Below are 18442 nucleotides of genomic sequence, written 5' to 3'. Positions count from 1 at the left end.
TCAGCGCAGCGTTTACAACCAATCCTTCCCTAAAATAAAAAATGCCGTTCAGCTGCTTAACTGAACGGCATTACCGCGCAAGCGGGCTTTTTCGTTTCGGTACGGCGACGGCGCGCGCGGCCGCATGAAGATCAGTCGTCGTCGGCCGGATCAAGCCCCGGAAACAACACTTCGGTGAAGCCAAAGCGCGTGAAGTCGGTGATCCGCATCGGATACAGCTTGCCGATCAGGTGATCGTATTCGTGCTGGACGACCCGCGCGTGGAAGCCTTCGGCGACACGGTCGAGCTTCGCGCCGAACTGGTCGAAGCCGCTGTAGCGCACCTTCGCATAGCGGCTGACGACGCCACGCATGCCCGGCACCGACAGGCAGCCCTCCCAGCCCTCCTCCATGTCCGGCGGCATGTACTCGAGCTTCGGGTTGATCAGCACCGTCTCGGGCACGGGCGGCGCGTCCGGATAACGGTTGTTGCTGCCGAAGCCGAAGATGATGATCTGCAGACCGACGCCGATTTGCGGCGCGGCAAGCCCTGCACCGTTCGCGTGATGCATCGTCTCGAACATGTCCGCGACGATCTCGTGCAGTTCGGGGGTATCGAACCGCTCGACCGGCTTGGCGACTTCGAGCAGGCGCGGATCGCCCATCTTCAGGATCTCGCGAATCATGGCGTGTTGCCCTCCAGGAGTTGGTGCAGTCCGTCTTCGTCCAGCACGGGGATGCCGAGTTCTTCTGCCTTCGCGAGCTTGCTGCCGGCTTCGGCGCCCGCGACCACGTAATCCGTCTTCTTCGACACCGAGCCCGCGACTTTCGCGCCCGCCGCTTCGAGCATCTCCTTCGCCGCATCGCGCGTGAGGGTCGGCAGCGTGCCCGTCAGCACGACCGTCTTGCCGGCGAGCACGCCCTGCGGCGCCTTCGGCGCGGGCGGGCCTTCGGGCCACGTGACCTTGCCGGGCGCACGCAACTGCTCGATCACCGTGCGGTTGTGCTCTTCCGCAAAGAACTGGTGAATCGACTCGGCCACGATCGGTCCGACGTCGTTCACTTCGAGCAGTTCCTCGATCGACGCGTCCATGATCGGCGTCAGCGACCCGAAATGCTTCGCGAGGTCCTTCGCGGTCGATTCGCCGACATGGCGGATCCCGAGCCCGTAGATGAAGCGCGCGAGTGTCGTATGCTTCGCCTTTTCAAGCGAGTCGAGTAGATTCTGTGCGGACTTCTCGGCGAACCGGTCGAGTTCCGCGAGCGTCGCGAAACCGAGATTGAACAGGTCGGCCGGCGTGCGCACGAGGTTCAGTTCGACGAGCTGATCGATGATCTTCTCGCCCAGCCCGTCGATGTCGAGCGCGCGGCGCTGCGCGAAGTGCCACAGCGCCTGCTTGCGCTGCGCCGGACAGAACAGGCCACCCGTGCAGCGCGCGATCGCCTCATCGGGCAGGCGCTCGATCTTCGAGCCGCACACCGGGCACTCGGTCGGCATCACGAACTCGGCCGCATCGGCTGGCCGCCGGTCGAGCAGCGCACCGACGACTTCGGGGATCACGTCGCCCGCGCGCCGCACGATCACGGTATCGCCGATCCGGATGTCCTTGCGGTGCACTTCGTCCTCGTTGTGCAGCGTCGCGTTCGTTACCGTCGCGCCGCCGACGAACACCGGTTCGAGCCGTGCGACCGGCGTGATCGCGCCCGTGCGGCCAACCTGCACGTCGATCGCGACGAGTTTCGTCAACGCTTCCTGCGCGGGGAACTTGTGCGCGAGCGCGAAGCGCGGCGCGCGCGACACGAAGCCGAGGCGGTCCTGCTCGTCGCGCCGGTTGACCTTGTAGACGACGCCGTCGATGTCGTACGGCAGCGACTCGCGCTTCTCGCCGACCTTGCGGAAGAAACCGAGCAGGCCTTCAGCGCCGCGCACGACCGCGCGTTCGCGGTTCACCGGCAGGCCGAGCGATTCGTACCAGTCGAGCAGCGCGCTGTGCGTGTCCGGCATCGGCATCCCGTCGAGCACGCCGATCCCGTACGAGAAGAACGACAACGGGCGCTGCGCGGTGATCTTCGGATCGAGCTGGCGCAGGCTGCCGGCCGCCGCATTGCGCGGATTCGCGAATTCGCGCTGCTCGGCCGCGCGCTGGCGTTCGTTCAGGCGTGCGAAATCGCGCTTGAACATCAGCACCTCGCCGCGCACGTCGAGCACGGCCGGCACGTGCGTACCCTTCAACTTCAGCGGGATCGAGCGGATCGTGCGGACGTTCTCCGTCACGTCCTCTCCGGTCGTGCCGTCGCCGCGCGTCGACGCCTGCACGAACACGCCGTGCTCGTAGCGCAGCGAAATCGCGAGCCCGTCGAACTTCAGCTCGCATGCGTATTCGACCGGGTCCGTCACCGAGCCGGCGAGATCGGTCGTCTTGTCGAGCGCATCGGCGACGCGCTTGTCGAACGCGACGATGTCCTCGTCGGCGAAGCCGTTGTTCAACGACAGCATCGGCGCGTCATGGACGACCGGCGTGAAACCGCTCGCCACTTCGCCGCCGACGCGTTGCGTCGGCGAATCGGGCGTCACGAGTTCGGGATGATCGGTTTCGAGCTGCTGCAGCTCGCCAAAGAGGCGGTCGTATTCGGCGTCGGGCAGATCAGGCTGGTCGAGCACGTAATAGGCGTAGTTCGCCCGCTCGAGTTGATCGCGCAGCCACGCGGCACGCGCGTCGGGCTGGCTGGCTGGCGGTTCGGCTTGGGTTCGGGCCATGCTGGCGGCAATTCGCTCTGAAAAATCGGATGTTCGATTATCTCAGTTTGACGCTGCGGCGGGGGCACGCGATGCGCGCCGCGCAGGCCCGCTGCAGTCCACGCAGACGGTGTGTGCGGCGCTGCAACGACAACGGGCGACGGCACCGCAAACCGTCGCCCGTGAAACGCGTTACTGGCTGAAGAGGCGGCGCGTGACCGGCGAACCGGCCGGGATGCCCGCTTCCTCGAGCTTCGCGTACAGCTTCATGAGTTGCTGGTCGATCGCCACCAGCGTCGATTCCGGCAGCGGCCGGCGCGAATCGTCGACGACTCGCGCGCCGATCCGCTCGGACAGCGACTTCGCGTAGTCGCACATCAGCCGGAACGGCAGGATGTCCTCTTCGGCAACCGGCACGTCGAGCACCAGCGTAATCATGTTGCCGCCCTTGTAGGTCAGGTCGTCACGCAGGAAGTTCGTGTCGCCGAATTGCAGCATGAACACGGGGTTCTGCTTCGCGTCGAGCTTCACGAAGCGCGTGCCGTCACGCGAGAGCAGCAGCCCGTCCTGCGAAGCGACGGCCTGCACGTAGTTCGCCGACCACGGCGCACCGTCCGACATCACGTTGATCGACAACTGCGCGTCGCACTGCGCGGCAAAGCCGTCGAGTTCGCGCGCCATCGCGACCGTCTCCATCATGTCCGGGAATTCCGGTGCGCCGTCGATCGCGTCGGCGAACTGCTGGACGCCCGTCACGAATTCGGAGAATTCGAGTTCGTTGAGCGCGCCGCTACGGTTCGCGAGTTGCGCGGCCGCGCGCAGCTCTTCATAGCGCACGCCGTTCTGCAGCAGCTCCCACTGGCCGCCTTCCGGCTTGCCTTCGATATGCACGGGCTTGCTGCCCGCGCGGCGCAGCCGCTGCGCGACCGGCAGGATCTTGTCGCCCGGCAGCGGCGCGCCGAGGCGAATCGGCACGATGCAGTCGATCCGGCGGTCGACGATCGCGGGCGGCGCCGACGAAATCGTCGTCGCGGCCGGCAGCACGGGTTCAGCCGGTTCGTTCGACGCATCGGCGGCCGGTGCTTCCTGCGTGGCGGCCACCGCACCTTCGTCGACGGCCTGCTCGGCCGACTCGGTCGACGCCGACGGCGCGTCGGCCCCGGTGGCCTCGGCCTGCAGGTCGGCCGGCGTGTCGGCAGGCGCCACGCCGCCGAAGGTCGGCTCGACGCGCGCGGCTTCGCCGGACGCGCTCGCGGCAGCGGCAGCCGGCGCCGCGGATTCGCGGCGCACGGGTTGGCGCACCGGCTCGATGAACGGCAGCTCTTCGTCGCGCTCGGGGCGATTCATCGCCTCGGCCGTCTCTTCCGGCATCGGGCGCGGCATCCTGCGCCGCACCTTCGCGCCTTGCCAGGCGTTGTAGACCACGACGCCGCCCACCACGACGGCGCCCGCGCCGATCAATCCGAGTGTCAACTCGTCCATGCACGCTCCATCAGCAATTCTTGTTCGTCGGACTCGCGAACGGGCGCCCATGCGCCACGCGAACGCGGTCCGGTTTCGTCAAACGTCAATTCTGGGCAAAACCCGCGGCGGTTTCCATGTCCACCGCAACGATCCGCGACACGCCCTGCTCCTGCATCGTCACGCCGATCAGCTGCTGCGCCATCTCCATCGCGATCTTGTTGTGCGAGATGAAGAGGAACTGCGTCTTGTCGGACATCGCGCGCACCAGATTCGCGAAACGCTCGGTGTTCGCGTCGTCGAGCGGCGCGTCGACCTCGTCGAGCAGACAGAACGGCGCCGGGTTCAGCTGGAACATCGCGAACACCAGCGCGGTCGCGGTCAGCGCCTTTTCGCCGCCCGACAGCAGGTGAATGGTCGCGTTCTTCTTGCCCGGCGGCTGCGCCATCACCTGCACGCCCGCATCGAGGATCTCGTCGCCCGTCATGATCAGCTTCGCCTGGCCGCCGCCGAACAGGCGCGGGAACAGGTCGCTGAAGTGACGATTGACCTCGTCGAAGGTGCCCTGCAGCAGCGTGCGGGTTTCCTGGTCGATCTTGTGGATCGCATCCTCGAGCGTCGTGATCGCGTCGGTCAGGTCGGCCGACTGCGCATCGAGGAACACCTTGCGCTCGCTCGCGGCCTTCAGCTCGTCGAGCGCGGCCATGTTGACCGGACCCAGCGCGTTGATCGCGTTGTTCAGGCGCGTGACCTCGCCCTGCAGATACGACGGCTTCAGGTCCGGCGTCAGTTTCTCGCGCAGCGCTTCCTCGTCGACCTCGGCCGCCGCGAGCTGCTCGGCGAACTGCTCGACGGACAGGCGCGCGGCCTGCTCCTTCAGCTGCAGCTCGGTGATGCGGTCCCGCAGCGGCTGCAGCGAACGCTCGGCGACGATACGCTGCTCGTCCGAGGCGCGCAGCTTTGCCGTCAGGTCGTCGAGTTCGATTCGCGCGGCCTGCAACGCCTCTTCCTTCACCGCGCGAATTTCGAGCGCGTCCTGCAGGCCCGTATGCGCGGTCTGCTCGTTGATCGTTTCGAGTTCGGCGCGCGCGTCTTCCAGCGACGCGGCGACGCGCTCGCTCTGCTCGTGCGCGACCTGAATGCTGCGCTTGAGTTCGTCGATCCGCGTGACCGCGTTGCGCGCGGCAAAGCGTGCGTCGTTCGCGCCGCGCTCGAGGTCGCGCGCTTCCTGGCGCGCCTGCGTCAGCGATTCGTCGAGCGCCTCGAATGCGAGCTGGTTGTCCTCGAAGCGCGCCTGCAGTTCGGCGAGTTCGCCGTCGAAACGCTCGAAGTTCGCTTCCGATTCCGCGCGCAGCGCACGCTGCTCGTCGATCTGCGCGCCGATTTCCTCGAGCTCCTCGCGGATCTGCGTGCTGCGCTGCGTGTAGCGCTCATGCGCCTGTGCGAGCTTCAGCACGTCCATCTGCAGCGCGTGCACGCGCTGCGTCGCGCGTTCGGCCTGCGCGCGCACGTCACCGAGCGCCTGCGTCGCCTGCGTGTGCGCGGCCTCCGCCCGCACGGCGGCGGTGCGGGCCTCGTCGGCGAGCAGCGCCTGCGCGCGCACCTGGCGCGTCAGGTTCTCGATTTCCTGCTGGCGGGCCAGCATCCCGGCCTGCTCCGAATCGGCCGCGTACAGCTGCACGCCGACACGCGTGACGATGTGGCCGGCCTTGACGACGAATGCGCCGCCTGCCGGCAGTTGCGCGCGCGTCGCGAGCGCCTGCGCGACGTCGTCGGCAACGTACACGTTGCCGAGCCAGTCGTTCAGCACCGCACGGATGCCCGCATCGTCGATGCGCACGAGCGACAGCACCGGGCGCAGCCCGGCCGCGGCGGCCGGCGGCTCACCTGCCGCGGGCGGCGCGTAGAACGCGAGCTTCGCGGGCGGCGCATCCGTCGCGAACGCCTTCACCCAGTCGAGATTCGACACTTCGAGCGCCGCCAGGCGCTCGCGCAGCACGGCCTCGAGCGCGGCTTCCCAGCCAGCCTCGACGTGCAGCTTCTTCCAGAGACGCGGCAGCGCGCCGAGCTCGTGCTTGTCGAGCCACGGCTGGATCTTGCCTTCGGTCTGCACGTTCTCCTGCAGCTGCTTGAGCGCGGCGAGCCGCGCCTCGAGCTGGTGGATCTGCGCGCTTTCGGCCTGCACGCGCTCCTGCGCGGCACGGCGTTCGCCGTCGAGGCGCGGCAGCGCGTCCTGCGCATCGGTCAGGCGCGCCTGAGCTTCCGCGAGAATCTCTTCCTGCTCGGCGAGCTGCATGCGCAACTCCTCGAGCTGCGCTTCGTCCGGCGCGTCGAGCCCGCCCGCCTCGGACTTCAGGCGCTCGTGGCGCTGCTGAAGCTGCTGGAGCTGCTGGTCGGCATTGCGCTGGTGCGCAGCCTCGAGCTTCAGCGACTGTTCGGTCTGCGCGATCCGCGCTCGCTCGTCGTTGAGCTGCGCCTGCGCATCGCGCCATTTCGCCTCGAGCGCCGGCAGCGCGTCGTGCTTCGCGGCCGCGTTGTCTTCAGCGAGCGCCGCCTTCTCGTCGGCCATCGCGCGCGCCTCTTCGGCTTCCTCGAGCTCGTCCTGCGCCTTCTCGGCCTGTGCGCGCCATTGCTCGCGCTGCGCGTTCAGCGCGGCGATCTGCGCCTGCACGCGGTTGCGCGATTCGACGATGAACTTGATCTCGGCCTCGAGGCGGCTCACTTCGGCGTTCGCCTCGTAGAGCGCACCCTGCGCGCCCTGCATCGCGTCGCTCGCCGAATAATGCGCGACCCGCAACGTCTCGAGCTGCGACTCGACCTCGCGCAACTTCGCCGTCTGCGCCTCGAGGTCGATCTGCGCCTGCTCGATCGCGCGCTGCTGCTTCTGCTGCTCGCTCGCGGCCTCGTTCTTGCGCAGCAGCCACAACAGGCGCTGCTTCTCCTCGCCGTCGGCGACGAGTTCCTTGTATTTGGTCGCGACGACGGCCTGCGCCTCGAGTTTCTCGAGGTTGGCGCCGAGCTCGCGGACGATGTCTTCGACGCGCGTCAGGTTCTCGCGCGTATCGTGCAGGCGGTTCTCGGTCTCGCGGCGGCGCTCCTTGTACTTCGACACGCCCGCGGCTTCCTCGAGGAACACGCGCAACTCTTCCGGCTTCGCCTCGATGATCCGCGCGATCATGCCCTGGCCGATGATCGCGTACGCGCGTGGGCCGAGGCCCGTGCCGAGGAAGATGTCCTGGATGTCGCGGCGGCGCGCCGGCAGGTTGTTGATGTAGTAGCTCGACGTGCCGTCGCGCGTGAGCACGCGCTTCACGGCGATCTCGCCGTACTGGCCCCACTGCCCGGCCGCGCGGCCGTCGGAGTTGTCGAAGATCAGTTCGACGCTGGCCCGGCTGCCGGGCTTGCGTGCGGTCGAGCCGTTGAAGATCACGTCCTGCATCGACTCGCCGCGCAGCTCGGACGCGCGCGACTCGCCGAGCACCCAGCGCACGGCATCGATGATGTTGGACTTGCCGCACCCGTTCGGGCCTACCACGCCGACAAGCTGGCCCGGAACCTGGAAATGCGTGGGATCGACAAAGGATTTGAAGCCAGCGAGTTTGATCGAGCTCAGACGCACGGCGGTATCGGATGTGAAGAAGGTGTGAAACGGACGGGGCCGCGACGCGCGGGGCCGGACGGCCCGTGCGCGCGATGCGCCCCGGAATTCAAAAGCGGGGCCGCGCGCATCCAGCGTTGGGCCCCGCAAACGGCTTCCATCATACCATCGCGCGTGCGCCGTCCCGCCCGTCGCCGGGTTTGCCCGATGCCGGCGCGGCACGATGGACCCGGCTCGACAGCAGCGTCGCCAGGACGATGCACGCACCGCCCGCCCACTCGCGCGCCGTCGGCAGTTCGTTCGCGAACACCCACGCGGACAGCGCGGTGATCACGATCTCGAACAGCATGATGATCGACGCGCGATTCGCCGGCACGCGCGCGAGGCCGTATTGCACGAGCAGATTGTTCGCCGCCATCGTCACGCCGATCGCGGCGACGATCAGCGCGGCGACGCCGAGCTGGCCGCCCGCAGGCGCGACCGGCAGCCCCTCGAACAGCGATGCGATCGCGCCGAACACCGCTGCGCCGCCGAACAGCGTCGCCGTGCGCATTTCAGCGCGCATCTCCGGCAGCTCGCGGCTCGCCTTGATCACGAGCACGTTGCTCATCGCGAAACTCAGGCCGGCCGCGAGCCCCGCCCATTCGGCCGGATTGGCCGGCAGCGGCATGCCGAGGTTCGGCGACCACAGCATCAGCATGGCGCCGCCGATCGACAGGGCCGCGAGCCCCACGCCGGCCCAGGTGAGCCGCTCGCGCAGCAGGAAATGCGCGTAGATCGCGGTCCAAGCGGGCGTCAGGTAGAACAGCAGCATCACGCGCAGCACTTCGCCGTGGATCGTGCCCCACACGAAGCCGAGGTTCGTCACGCCCGCCGTGATCGCGATGCCTGGCAGCACCCAGTGCCAGCGCAGCGTGGCGATCGTGCGGTGCCGCGCGACAACCACGAACAGGAAAGCGACCGCGCTCGTCAGCGCGCTCGCCAGCGTGCCGGTGAGCCCGAGCGACGCGAGGATCCGCAGCGGATACCAGATCAGGCCCCATACCGACGCGCCGATCAGGATGGCCAGCGTCGGCAGGCTGCCGCGTACCGCGTTGTTCATTGTTCGATACCCTTTATTCGACCGGCCCGGCCGCCGCTCCGGCGGGCCGTGACCGCATTGCATCACGCTATAATCGTCCGCTGCGACCCGCGCGCCGTCGGCGCCCGCTCGCTGCCGTGCGGCACCCGCGCCGCCCCTTTCGCTCCAACCGGCCGCGATGGCCGCTTCGCCCGTGAACCCTCGACTCGACTCGCTCCAGCCCTATCCCTTCGAAAAGCTGCGCGCCCTGTTCAAGGACGTGACGCCCTCCGCCGGCCTGAAACCGATCAGCTTCGGCATCGGCGAGCCCAAGCACCCGACTCCGGCGCTGATCCGCGACGCCGTGGTTGCTTCACTCGACGGCCTCGCGTCGTATCCGGCCACGGCAGGCTCGGACGCGCTGCGCACGTCGATCGCACACTGGCTGGAACGCCGCTACGGGCTGCCGGCAATCGACCCGGCCACGCAGGTGCTGCCCGTGTCGGGGTCGCGCGAGGCGTTGTTCTCGCTCGCGCAAACGGTGATCGACGCACGCCCGACCACGGACGGCGAGAAAGCGATCGTACTCTGTCCGAATCCGTTCTATCAAATTTACGAAGGCGCGGCGCTCCTGGCCGGTGCCGAACCCTATTTCGCGAACAGCGACCCGGCGCGCAACTTCGCGTGCGACTACGCGGCCGTGCCCGATGAAGTCTGGGCGCGCACTCAGCTGCTGTACGTGTGCTCGCCGGGCAACCCGACGGGTGCCGTGCTGACGCTCGACGACTGGCGCGAACTGTTCGCGCTGTCCGACCGCCATGGCTTCGTGATCGCATCCGACGAGTGCTATTCGGAAATCTATTTCGACGAAGCGGCACCCCCGCTCGGCGGCCTCGAGGCCGCGCATCGCCTCGGTCGCGGCTTCGAGCGGCTCGTGATGCTGTCGAGCCTGTCGAAGCGCTCGAACGTGCCGGGCATGCGCTCGGGCTTCGTCGCCGGCGACGCCGCGCTACTGAAGAAATTCCTGCTTTACCGCACGTACCACGGCGCCGCGCTGTCGCCGGTCTGGCAGCACGCGAGCATCGCCGCGTGGAACGACGAGGCGCACGTGCGCGAAAACCGCGCGCTGTATTTGCAGAAGTTCAGCACGGTCACGCCGATGCTGGCCGACGTGATCGACGTGAAGCTGCCCGACGCCGCGTTCTACCTGTGGGCCAACGTGTCGCGCACCGGCCTGTCGGACACCGAGTTCGCCCGCCGCCTGTACGCCGACTATAATGTGACGGTTCTGCCCGGCTCGTACCTGGCGCGCGATGCGCACGGTACCAACCCGGGCCGCGATTTCATCCGGATCGCGCTCGTCGCGGGCACCCCCGAATGCGTCGAGGGCGCGCAACGCATCGTCGATTTCTGCCGGGCTCTCGCGCGGTAATCGTCCATCCCGATCAATTCCATTCATCTCCTGCGAAAACGAACATGTCGCAACAACTTCAGCAAATCATCGATACCGCCTGGGAAAACCGCGCCGAGCTGTCGCCGAAGGCCGCGCCCGCCGACGTCCGCGAGGCCGTCGCACACGCGATCGAGCAACTCGACAAGGGTGCGCTGCGCGTCGCCGAGAAGATCGACGGCAACTGGACCGTGCACCAGTGGCTGAAGAAGGCCGTGCTGCTGTCGTTCCGCCTGGAGGACAACGCACCGATGCCGGCCGGCGGCTACTCGCAGTTCTACGACAAGGTGCCGTCGAAGTTCGCGAACTACACGGCCGAAGACTTCGCCGCGGGCGGCTTCCGCGTCGTGCCGCCGGCCATCGCGCGCCGCGGCTCGTTCATCGCGAAGAACGTCGTGCTGATGCCGTCGTACACCAACATCGGCGCGTACGTCGACGAAGGCACGATGGTCGACACGTGGGCCACGGTCGGCTCGTGCGCGCAGATCGGCAAGAACGTGCACCTGTCGGGCGGCGTCGGCATCGGCGGCGTGCTCGAGCCGCTGCAGGCGAACCCCGTCATCATCGAAGACAACTGCTTCATCGGCGCGCGCTCGGAAGTCGTCGAAGGCGTGATCGTCGAGGAGAACTCGGTGATCTCGATGGGCGTGTACCTCGGCCAGAGCACGAAGATCTACGATCGCGAAACCGGTGAAGTCAGCTATGGCCGCATCCCGGCCGGCTCGGTCGTCGTCGCCGGCAACCTGCCGTCGAAGGACGGCTCGCACAGCCTGTACTGCGCGGTGATCGTGAAGAAGGTCGACGCGAAGACCCGCGCGAAGGTCGGCCTGAACGAGCTGCTGCGAGGCGACTGATGGCCAAGCCGCGCACCGTGGTCGTCTACGGCATTCCGAACTGCGACACCGTGAAGAAGGCCCGGGTGTGGCTCGACGATCACGGCGTCGAGTTCGAGTTCCACGACTTCAAGAAGCTCGGCGTCAGCGCACCGCTCGTCGAGGACTGGCTGAAGGACGTGTCGCTCGACGCGCTCGTGAACAAGCGCGGCACGACGTGGCGCGGCCTGGACGACGCCATGAAGGCTGCCGCGGAAACGAAGTCCGGCGCGGTCGCGCTGATGATCCACAAGCCGTCGGTCATCAAGCGCCCCGTGCTCGTCGTCAACGGCCGCGTGAAATCGCTCGGTTTCGTGGCCGATCAGTACGCGGCGCTGTTTGCCGCCTAGGGCCGCCCGCGCTGCGTCCGCGCCGCGCACGACGTCCCCTCGCTGCCGGCCACCGCGCCGGCATTTTTTATCGAAAGTGGTCCGAACCATGTCCGCCACCCTAGCCCTTACCGAACAGCTGATCGCCCGCGCGTCCGTCACGCCCGACGACCAGCATTGCCAGCAGATCATGACCGAGCGCCTCGCCGCGCTCGGCTTCGAATGCGAGACCATCGCGTCGCACGGCGTGACCAACCTGTGGGCCGTCAAGCGCGGCACCGACGGCCGCGACGGCAAGCTGCTCGCGTTCGCGGGCCACACCGACGTCGTGCCGACCGGCCCGCTCGAGCAGTGGACCTCGCCGCCGTTCATTCCCGCCCATCGCGACGGCAAGCTGTACGGCCGCGGTGCGGCCGACATGAAGACGTCGCTCGCGGCGTTCGTCGTCGCCTCCGAGGAATTCGTCGCGGCCCACCCCGGCCATCGCGGCGCGATCGCGTTCCTGATCACGAGCGACGAGGAAGGCCCGGCCACCGACGGCACCGTGAAGGTCGTCGAGCTGCTCGAAGCACGCGGCGAACGCCTCGACTACTGCATCGTCGGCGAGCCGACATCGACCGCCGAACTCGGCGACGTCGTGAAGAACGGCCGACGCGGCTCGATGTCGGGCGAACTGATCGTCAAGGGCGTGCAGGGCCACATCGCATACCCGCACCTCGCGAAGAACCCGATCCACCTGCTCGCGCCGGCGCTCGCCGAGCTCGCCGCCGAACAGTGGGACGAAGGCAATGAATACTTCCCGCCGACCACCTGGCAGGTGTCGAACCTGCATGCAGGCACCGGCGCGACCAACGTGATCCCCGGCCACGCGGACCTGATGTTCAACTTCCGCTTTTCGACGGCGAGCACCGTCGAGGGCCTGCAGGCACGCGTGCATGCGATCCTCGACAAGCACGGCCTCGAGTACACGCTGAAGTGGTCGGTGAGCGGCCTGCCGTTCCTCACGCCGCGCGGCGACCTGTCGAACGCGCTGGAGAACGCGATCCGCGCCGAAACCGGCCTAACGACCGAACTGTCGACGACGGGCGGCACGTCCGACGGGCGCTTCATCGCGCGCATCTGCCCGCAGGTGATCGAGTTCGGGCCGCCGAACGGCAGCATCCACAAGATCGACGAACACATCGACGTGCGCTTCGTCGACCCGCTGAAGAACGTGTACCGCCGCGTGCTCGAACAACTGATTGCCTGATGGAGCCTCGCATGACGACACCTTTTGCAACCGTTCGCGACCTGCTGCGCTATGCGGTCACGCGCTTCTCGAAGGCGAAGCTCGCGTTCGGCCACGGCTCGGACAACGCGTACGACGAAGCCGCCTACCTCGTGCTGCACACGCTCGACCTGCCGCTCGACACGCTCGAGCCGTTCCTCGACGCTCGCCTGCTACCCGACGAAATCGCGGCCGTGCTCGCGGTGATCGAACGACGCGCGACCGACCGCGTGCCGGCCGCGTATCTCACGCATGAAGCGTGGATGCATGGCCACCGCTTCTACGTCGACGAGCGCGTGATCGTGCCGCGCTCGTTCATCGGCGAGCTGCTCGACGACGGGCTGCAGCCGTACGTCGCCGATCCCGAACAGGTCGGCGCGGTGCTCGAGCTGTGCACCGGCTCCGGCTGCCTCGCGATCCTCGCCGCCAGCGCGTTCCCGAATGCCGAGATCGACGCGGTCGACCTGTCCGAGAAGGCACTCGAAGTCGCCGGGATCAACGTGCACGACTACGGCCTCGACGATCGCATCACGCTGCATCATGGCGACCTCTACGCGCCGCTGCCCGCGTTCCGCGCCGAGCCCGACACGCGCTACGACGTGATCCTGACGAATCCACCGTACGTGAACGCAACGTCGATGGCAGCCCTCCCGCCCGAATACCGGCACGAGCCGGAGATGGCGCTTGCGGGCGGCGACGATGGCATGGACATCGTGCGGCGCATCATCGCCGAAGCGCACAAGTGGCTGCACGACGACGGCGTGCTCGTCGTCGAGATCGGCAACGAGCGCGAGCACGTCGAAGCCGCGTTCGGCGGCCTCGAGCTCACGTGGCTGCCCACCAGCGCGGGCGACGACGCCGTGTTCCTGATCCAGGCGTCGGACCTGCCGCGCAAGGCCTGACGGCACGCCGCGACCGAACCGTGCGGTACGGCACACCGCTGTCCCGCACGGTTCGGTAAGATGCGCGTAAGCGGCCGTCGCGCCGCGCGACTTCAGGAGTCCGTCACGCGCCCATGACCCTCGACTGGCTACACCTCGGCACCCTGATCCTGGCCATCCACGTGCTCGGGATCATCGCGGCGTGTCACGCGATCTTGAACACGCGCACGTCGCAAGGCGCGATCGCGTGGGCCGTGTCGCTCGCCGCGATGCCGTACCTGACGCTCATCCCCTACCTGTTCCTCGGCCGCAGCAAGTTCTCCGGCTACGTCGACGCGCGGCGCCACGAGATGGAAGCGCTGCGCACGCACACGCCGCGCACGCCGTGGCACGATGCGGACGCAACCGACGGGCTGGCCGCCGACGCGATCGGCCGGGCTGCCGTGCTCGCGCTCACGCGGCTGGGCGGAATGCCGTTCGTCGGCGGCAATGCGGTGCGCACGCTCGTGAACGGCGATGCAACCTTCTCGGCGATCCTGTCGGCAATCGACGCCGCGCGTGATTATGTGGTCGTGCAGTTCTTCATCGTGCGCGACGACGCGCTCGGCCAGACGCTGCGCGACGCGCTGCTCGCCCGCGCTGCGGCCGGCGTGCGCTGCTACCTGCTGTACGACAGCATCGGCAGCTTCGACCTGCCGCACAGCTACGTCGACACGTTGCGCCGCGGCGGCGTCGAGGTCCATCCGTTCGCGACCCACCGCAAGTTCGTCAACCGCTTCCAGCTCAACTTTCGCAACCATCGCAAGATCGTCGTCGTCGACGGCAATCGCGCGTTCGTCGGCGGCCACAACGTCGGCGTCGAATATCTCGGGGCCAAACAGCGCCTGTCACCGTGGCGCGACACCCATATCGAGATTCGCGGCCCGGTGGTGGCCAGCATTCAGTACGTGTTCGCCGAAGACTGGCACTGGGCCACGCAGACGCTGCCGCCGCTCGCAGCGCCGCCGGAGGCGCTGCCCGGCGACGCGATGCATTGCCTCGCCGTGCCGATGGGGCCAGCCGACAAACAGGAAACCGGCTCGCTGTTCTTCGTCGAGGCGATCAACACCGCGCGCGAACGTGTCTGGATCACGACGCCATATCTCGTGCCCGACGAAGCGGTGATCGCCGCGCTGAAGCTCGCGGTGATGCGCGGCGTCGACGTGCGCATCCTGATCCCGAGCCGGCGCGACCACTACGTCGTGTTCGAGGCGTCCAGGCTCTATGCGCGCGATCTCGTCGACGCCGGCGTCAAGGTGTTCCGCTACCGACCCGGCTTCCTGCACCAGAAGGTCGTGCTGATCGACCGCGTCGCCGCCGCGATCGGCAGCGCGAATCTCGACAACCGCTCGTTCCGGCTCAACTTCGAAATCATGGTGCTGACCGTCGATCGCGCGTTCGCCGACGAGGTCGAGGCGATGCTCGACGCCGATTTCGCGCAGGCCTACGAAGTCGATGCGAACGAGTATCGGCACTCGCCCGCGTGGCGGCGCATCGCGATGCACGTCGCGCGCCTGTTCGCGCCGATCCTGTAGCGGCCGCGCGAGCGCCGGACGTGCGCCGCCCGGATGACGTCACACGCTTTCACGGCATTCGGCTCGGCGCCGCGGCCACGGCCCGATCGAGCCGGACAGCCCGGACGCCGCTTCACGGCGTTACAGCAGCTTGTCGATATCCGCAGCGATTTCCTCGGGCTTCGTCGACGGCGCGTAGCGCTTGACGATCCGCCCGTCACGGTCGATCAGGAATTTCGTGAAATTCCACTTGATCGCCTTGAGGCCGAGGATGCCGGGCGCCTCGTCGGTCAGGTAGCGGTACAGCGGATGCGCGTTGTCGCCCTTCACGTCAATCTTCGCGAACATCGGAAACGTGACGCCGTAGTTGCGCTCGCAGAATGCGCCGATCTGCGTGGCATCGCCCGGCTCCTGCTTGCCGAACTGGTTGCACGGGAAGCCGAGCACGAAGAAACCGCGCGCCGCGTACTGGTCGTACAGTTTCTGCAGGCCCGCATACTGCGGCGTGAAGCCGCACTCGCTTGCGGTATTGACGATCAGCAGCACCTTGCCGCGGTACGCATCGAGCGCCGCCGGTTCACCGGCGAGCGTCTCTGCGCTGAACGAATACAGGGTGGACATCGGGCACTCCTTTTACGAAACCGGATCGATGTGGAGTCTAGGCCAAATCGCGCCGTTGCGGCACCTGCCGAACGGCCGATATCCGGGGCGACGCGCGCGCAGTCTAGAATAGCGGTTTTGGTCAGTCATTCCCGCCGTGATTCGTTTCAATCAGTTCAGCCTTGCGCGCGGCACCAAGCCGCTGTTCGAATCGGCCTCGTTCGTGCTCAATCCCGGCGAAAAGGCCGGCCTGATCGGCGCGAACGGCGCCGGCAAATCGACGCTGTTCTCGGTCCTGCGTGGCGAGCTGCATTCCGATGGCGGCGATTTCGCGATGCCGCCGTCGTGGCGGATCGCCCATGTGTCGCAGGAAACGCCCGCCGTCGACCGTTCGGCGCTCGACTACACGCTCGATGGCGACACCGCGCTGCGCGAGATCGAAGCGCGCATCGCCGCCGCCTCGGCCGCGCATGACGGCGCGGCCGAGGCCGACGCGCATGCAGCCTTCGCCGACGCCGACGGCTATACCGCACCGGCGCGCGCCGAAGCGCTGCTGCTCGGCCTCGGCTTCACGCTCGCGCAGACGCGCGAGTCGGTCGCCAGCTTCTCCGGCGGCTGGCGCATGCGGCTGAACCTCGCACAGGCGCTGATGTGCCGCTCCGACCTGCTGCTGCTCGACGAACCGACCAACCACCTCGACCTCGACGCGATCGTCTGGCTCGAGGACTGGCTGCATCGCTACGCCGGCACGCTCGTCGTGATTTCGCACGACCGCGAATTCCTCGACTCGATCTGCAACGTCACGCTGCATCTGGAAAATCGCCAGGTGAAGCGCTACGGCGGCAATTACTCACAGTTCGAAGTGCTGCGTGCGCAGCAACTGGCGTTGCAGCAAAGCGCCTATGAAAAGCAGCAGAAGACGATCGAGCACCTGCAGAGCTTCGTCGACCGCTTCAAGGCCAAGGCGACCAAGGCCAAGCAGGCGCAAAGCCGGATGAAGGCGCTCGAGAAGATGGAACTGATCGCGCCCGCGCACATCGCGTCGCCGTTCACCTTCGAGTTCCGTACGCCGGATGCCGCGCCGAATCCGATGATGGTGATGGAGGATGTCCGCTGCGGCTACCATGCCGACGACGGCACGGACATCCCGATCGTCGAACGCGTGGCGCTGTCGATCCAGAACGGCCAGCGCATCGGCCTGCTCGGCGCGAACGGCCAGGGCAAGTCGACGCTGATCAAGACGCTGGCCGGCACACTCGCGCCGCTGTCGGGCCACGTGCGCGACGGCAAGGGGCTGACGATCGGCTATTTCGCGCAGCACCAGCTCGAAACGCTGCGCGAGGACGATTCGCCGCTCGCGCATCTCGCACGGCTCGCCCCCGATACGCGAGAGCAGGAACTGCGCGATTTCCTCGGCGGCTTCAATTTCTCGGGCGACATGGCGACGAGCCCGGTCGGCCCGTTCTCGGGCGGCGAGAAAGCGCGGCTCGCGCTCGCGCTGATCATCTGGCAGAAGCCGAACCTGCTGCTGCTCGACGAACCGACCAACCACCTCGACCTCGAAACGCGTCACGCGCTGACGATGGCGCTCGCTCAGTTCGAAGGCACGCTGATCCTCGTCTCGCACGACCGCCACCTGCTGCGCGCGACCACCGACCAGTTCATGCTTGTCGCGAAGCACCGTCTGCAGCCGTTCGACGGCGATCTCGACGATTACCGCGACTGGCTGCTGCAGCATGCGGCCGAGCAGCGCGCGGCCGCAAAGGCCGACAGCGCGGCGGCAGCGGGCGCGGACCCGGGTGTCAACCGCAAGGATCAGAAACGTCTGGCGGCCGAGGAGCGCCAGCGGCTGTCGCAGTTGAAGAAGCCGCTGCAGAACCGCATCACGAAGCTCGAAAAGGAAATGGAAACGCTGCACGCGGAGAAGGCGCGCCTCGACGCGTTCGTCGCAGATCCGGCGAGCTACGAGGCCGCGCGCAAGACAGAACTGACCGACGCGATCCGCAAGCTCGGCGAGGTCAATACCCGGCTCGAAACGGTCGAGGCGGACTGGCTCGCCGTGCAGGAAGAGCTCGAGCAGATCGGCTGACCACAGCCAGGGCGCCGCCGACCGATCGCTTCATCGGCCACGCGCGGCCTCCCCGGGAGCGTCAATGCCCGACACACCCGCCCGGTCGCGCCGGGCCCGGAAACGACAAGGCCGGGCACCCGGGCCCGGCCTTGTCGTCATTGTCGCATTCGCCGTTGTTGCGTCGGCCGTCCGTCGGCCCCGCCGCACGCTCAACGCCGCGGCAACGTATCGCGCGGCATCTGCTCGTCGTCGTCCATCAGATAACGTCGCCCTTCAGTCGGCCGGCGGATCGCCGCGGCGACCTCCGCTTCCGTTACGTCCTCGGACACGACCCGGCGCGCGAGGCGCCCTTCGTCGTCGATCCACTCGACGATCCGACATCCACCGCCCCACGGCTGAACGATCGGCTCCGACACGCGGCAGCCCCGCAGGTTGTAACTGCGTCCGCCCGACGTTTCCCCATACTGTTTGAACATAGGTTCCCTTCGCATTGCGCGGTTCGACAATCCGGCAAAGGATAGGGAAAAGCGATGTCCGGCGGGTTACATCAGCCTACATATTCTTTACAACGAATTACGCGACAG

14 protein-coding genes are annotated in these 18442 nt (G+C 67.5%); 7 read left to right on the top strand and 7 right to left on the bottom strand.

All coding sequences use genetic code 11. The features are described 5' to 3' along the window. Positions 1 to 131 precede the first annotated feature (131 nt). The 5 genes from def to WS75_RS18645 form a co-directional block, all read right to left on the bottom strand. Positions 132 to 665, bottom strand: coding sequence for a peptide deformylase (def, locus tag WS75_RS18665; protein WP_059511077.1), 534 nt, complete (start codon positions 663 to 665; stop codon positions 132 to 134). Continuing rightward, positions 662 to 2737 (bottom strand): NAD-dependent DNA ligase LigA, encoded by a 2076-nt coding sequence (gene ligA, locus WS75_RS18660; protein WP_059681952.1) that lies wholly within the window; start codon positions 2735 to 2737, stop codon positions 662 to 664. Before ligA ends, def begins: the two co-directional genes overlap by 4 nt. A gap of 171 nt (positions 2738 to 2908) precedes the next feature. Next, positions 2909 to 4198 carry a cell division protein ZipA C-terminal FtsZ-binding domain-containing protein gene (locus WS75_RS18655; protein WP_059681950.1) on the bottom strand — a complete coding sequence of 430 codons (1290 nt, stop codon included), beginning with the start codon at positions 4196 to 4198 and terminating at the stop codon, positions 2909 to 2911. Positions 4199 to 4283: 85 nt separating this feature from the next. Next, positions 4284 to 7796 carry a chromosome segregation protein SMC gene (gene smc / locus WS75_RS18650; RefSeq protein WP_059681948.1) on the bottom strand — a complete coding sequence of 1171 codons (3513 nt, stop codon included), beginning with the start codon at positions 7794 to 7796 and terminating at the stop codon, positions 4284 to 4286. A 139-nt stretch (positions 7797 to 7935) separates the two neighbouring features. Continuing rightward, positions 7936 to 8877, bottom strand: a complete 942-nt coding sequence (locus tag WS75_RS18645) for a DMT family transporter (protein WP_059681945.1) — start codon at positions 8875 to 8877, stop codon at positions 7936 to 7938. A 157-nt stretch (positions 8878 to 9034) separates the two neighbouring features. On the opposite strand from WS75_RS18645, the gene dapC reads away from it, so the two are divergent. The 6 genes from dapC (at position 9035) to cls (ending at position 15208) form a co-directional block, all read left to right on the top strand. Then, positions 9035 to 10267, top strand: a complete 1233-nt coding sequence (gene dapC, locus WS75_RS18640; protein ID WP_059681944.1) for a succinyldiaminopimelate transaminase — start codon at positions 9035 to 9037, stop codon at positions 10265 to 10267. A gap of 44 nt (positions 10268 to 10311) precedes the next feature. Next, positions 10312 to 11139 (top strand): 2,3,4,5-tetrahydropyridine-2,6-dicarboxylate N-succinyltransferase, encoded by an 828-nt coding sequence (gene dapD, locus WS75_RS18635; protein WP_006478479.1) that lies wholly within the window; start codon positions 10312 to 10314, stop codon positions 11137 to 11139. Continuing rightward, positions 11139 to 11507, top strand: coding sequence for an ArsC family reductase (locus WS75_RS18630; protein WP_044847939.1), 369 nt, complete (start codon positions 11139 to 11141; stop codon positions 11505 to 11507). The genes dapD and WS75_RS18630 overlap by 1 nt, the downstream gene beginning before the upstream one ends. Positions 11508 to 11595: 88 nt before the next feature. Further along, complete coding sequence (gene dapE / locus WS75_RS18625; RefSeq protein WP_059529300.1) at positions 11596 to 12735, top strand: succinyl-diaminopimelate desuccinylase; 1140 nt, start codon at positions 11596 to 11598, stop codon at positions 12733 to 12735. Positions 12736 to 12746: 11 nt separating this feature from the next. Continuing rightward, the gene (prmB, locus tag WS75_RS18620; RefSeq protein WP_059681942.1) at positions 12747 to 13655 is read left to right on the top strand and encodes a 50S ribosomal protein L3 N(5)-glutamine methyltransferase; all 909 of its coding nucleotides are present in this window, start codon (positions 12747 to 12749) and stop codon (positions 13653 to 13655) included. 113 nt (positions 13656 to 13768) lie between these two features. Then, positions 13769 to 15208, top strand: a complete 1440-nt coding sequence (gene cls, locus WS75_RS18615) for a cardiolipin synthase (protein ID WP_059681939.1) — start codon at positions 13769 to 13771, stop codon at positions 15206 to 15208. Positions 15209 to 15328: 120 nt separating this feature from the next. On the opposite strand, the gene WS75_RS18610 is transcribed toward cls, so the two are convergent. Further along, positions 15329 to 15808, bottom strand: a complete 480-nt coding sequence (locus tag WS75_RS18610; RefSeq protein ID WP_059681937.1) for a glutathione peroxidase — start codon at positions 15806 to 15808, stop codon at positions 15329 to 15331. A 136-nt stretch (positions 15809 to 15944) separates the two neighbouring features. On the opposite strand from WS75_RS18610, the gene WS75_RS18605 reads away from it, so the two are divergent. Continuing rightward, entirely contained in the window at positions 15945 to 17876 is a 1932-nt protein-coding gene (locus WS75_RS18605; protein WP_059681935.1) for an ATP-binding cassette domain-containing protein, read from the top strand. A 191-nt stretch (positions 17877 to 18067) separates the two neighbouring features. Here WS75_RS18605 and WS75_RS18600 read toward each other — a convergent pair whose 3' ends face one another. Further along, positions 18068 to 18334, bottom strand: a complete 267-nt coding sequence (locus WS75_RS18600; RefSeq protein ID WP_059681933.1) for a DUF2866 domain-containing protein — start codon at positions 18332 to 18334, stop codon at positions 18068 to 18070. Positions 18335 to 18442: the final 108 nt, after the last annotated feature.

Source organism: Burkholderia sp. FL-7-2-10-S1-D7 (genome assembly GCF_001524185.1).
In the GTDB taxonomy this organism is placed as follows: domain Bacteria; phylum Pseudomonadota; class Gammaproteobacteria; order Burkholderiales; family Burkholderiaceae; genus Burkholderia; species Burkholderia diffusa.
Note: the sequence above shows the minus strand (reverse complement) of the source record. Positions and strands in the feature narration are given on the sequence as shown.

Coding starts and splice junctions, on each gene's coding strand:
- def (WP_059511077.1), bottom strand. CDS start 665: ATGATTCGCGAGATCCTGAAGATGGGCGATCCGCGCCTGCTCGAAGTC.
- ligA (WP_059681952.1), bottom strand. CDS start 2,737: ATGGCCCGAACCCAAGCCGAACCGCCAGCCAGCCAGCCCGACGCGCGT.
- WS75_RS18655 (WP_059681950.1), bottom strand. CDS start 4,198: ATGGACGAGTTGACACTCGGATTGATCGGCGCGGGCGCCGTCGTGGTG.
- WS75_RS18645 (WP_059681945.1), bottom strand. CDS start 8,877: ATGAACAACGCGGTACGCGGCAGCCTGCCGACGCTGGCCATCCTGATC.
- dapC (WP_059681944.1), top strand. CDS start 9,035: ATGGCCGCTTCGCCCGTGAACCCTCGACTCGACTCGCTCCAGCCCTAT.
- dapD (WP_006478479.1), top strand. CDS start 10,312: ATGTCGCAACAACTTCAGCAAATCATCGATACCGCCTGGGAAAACCGC.
- WS75_RS18630 (WP_044847939.1), top strand. CDS start 11,139: ATGGCCAAGCCGCGCACCGTGGTCGTCTACGGCATTCCGAACTGCGAC.
- dapE (WP_059529300.1), top strand. CDS start 11,596: ATGTCCGCCACCCTAGCCCTTACCGAACAGCTGATCGCCCGCGCGTCC.
- prmB (WP_059681942.1), top strand. CDS start 12,747: ATGACGACACCTTTTGCAACCGTTCGCGACCTGCTGCGCTATGCGGTC.
- cls (WP_059681939.1), top strand. CDS start 13,769: ATGACCCTCGACTGGCTACACCTCGGCACCCTGATCCTGGCCATCCAC.
- WS75_RS18610 (WP_059681937.1), bottom strand. CDS start 15,808: ATGTCCACCCTGTATTCGTTCAGCGCAGAGACGCTCGCCGGTGAACCG.
- WS75_RS18600 (WP_059681933.1), bottom strand. CDS start 18,334: ATGTTCAAACAGTATGGGGAAACGTCGGGCGGACGCAGTTACAACCTG.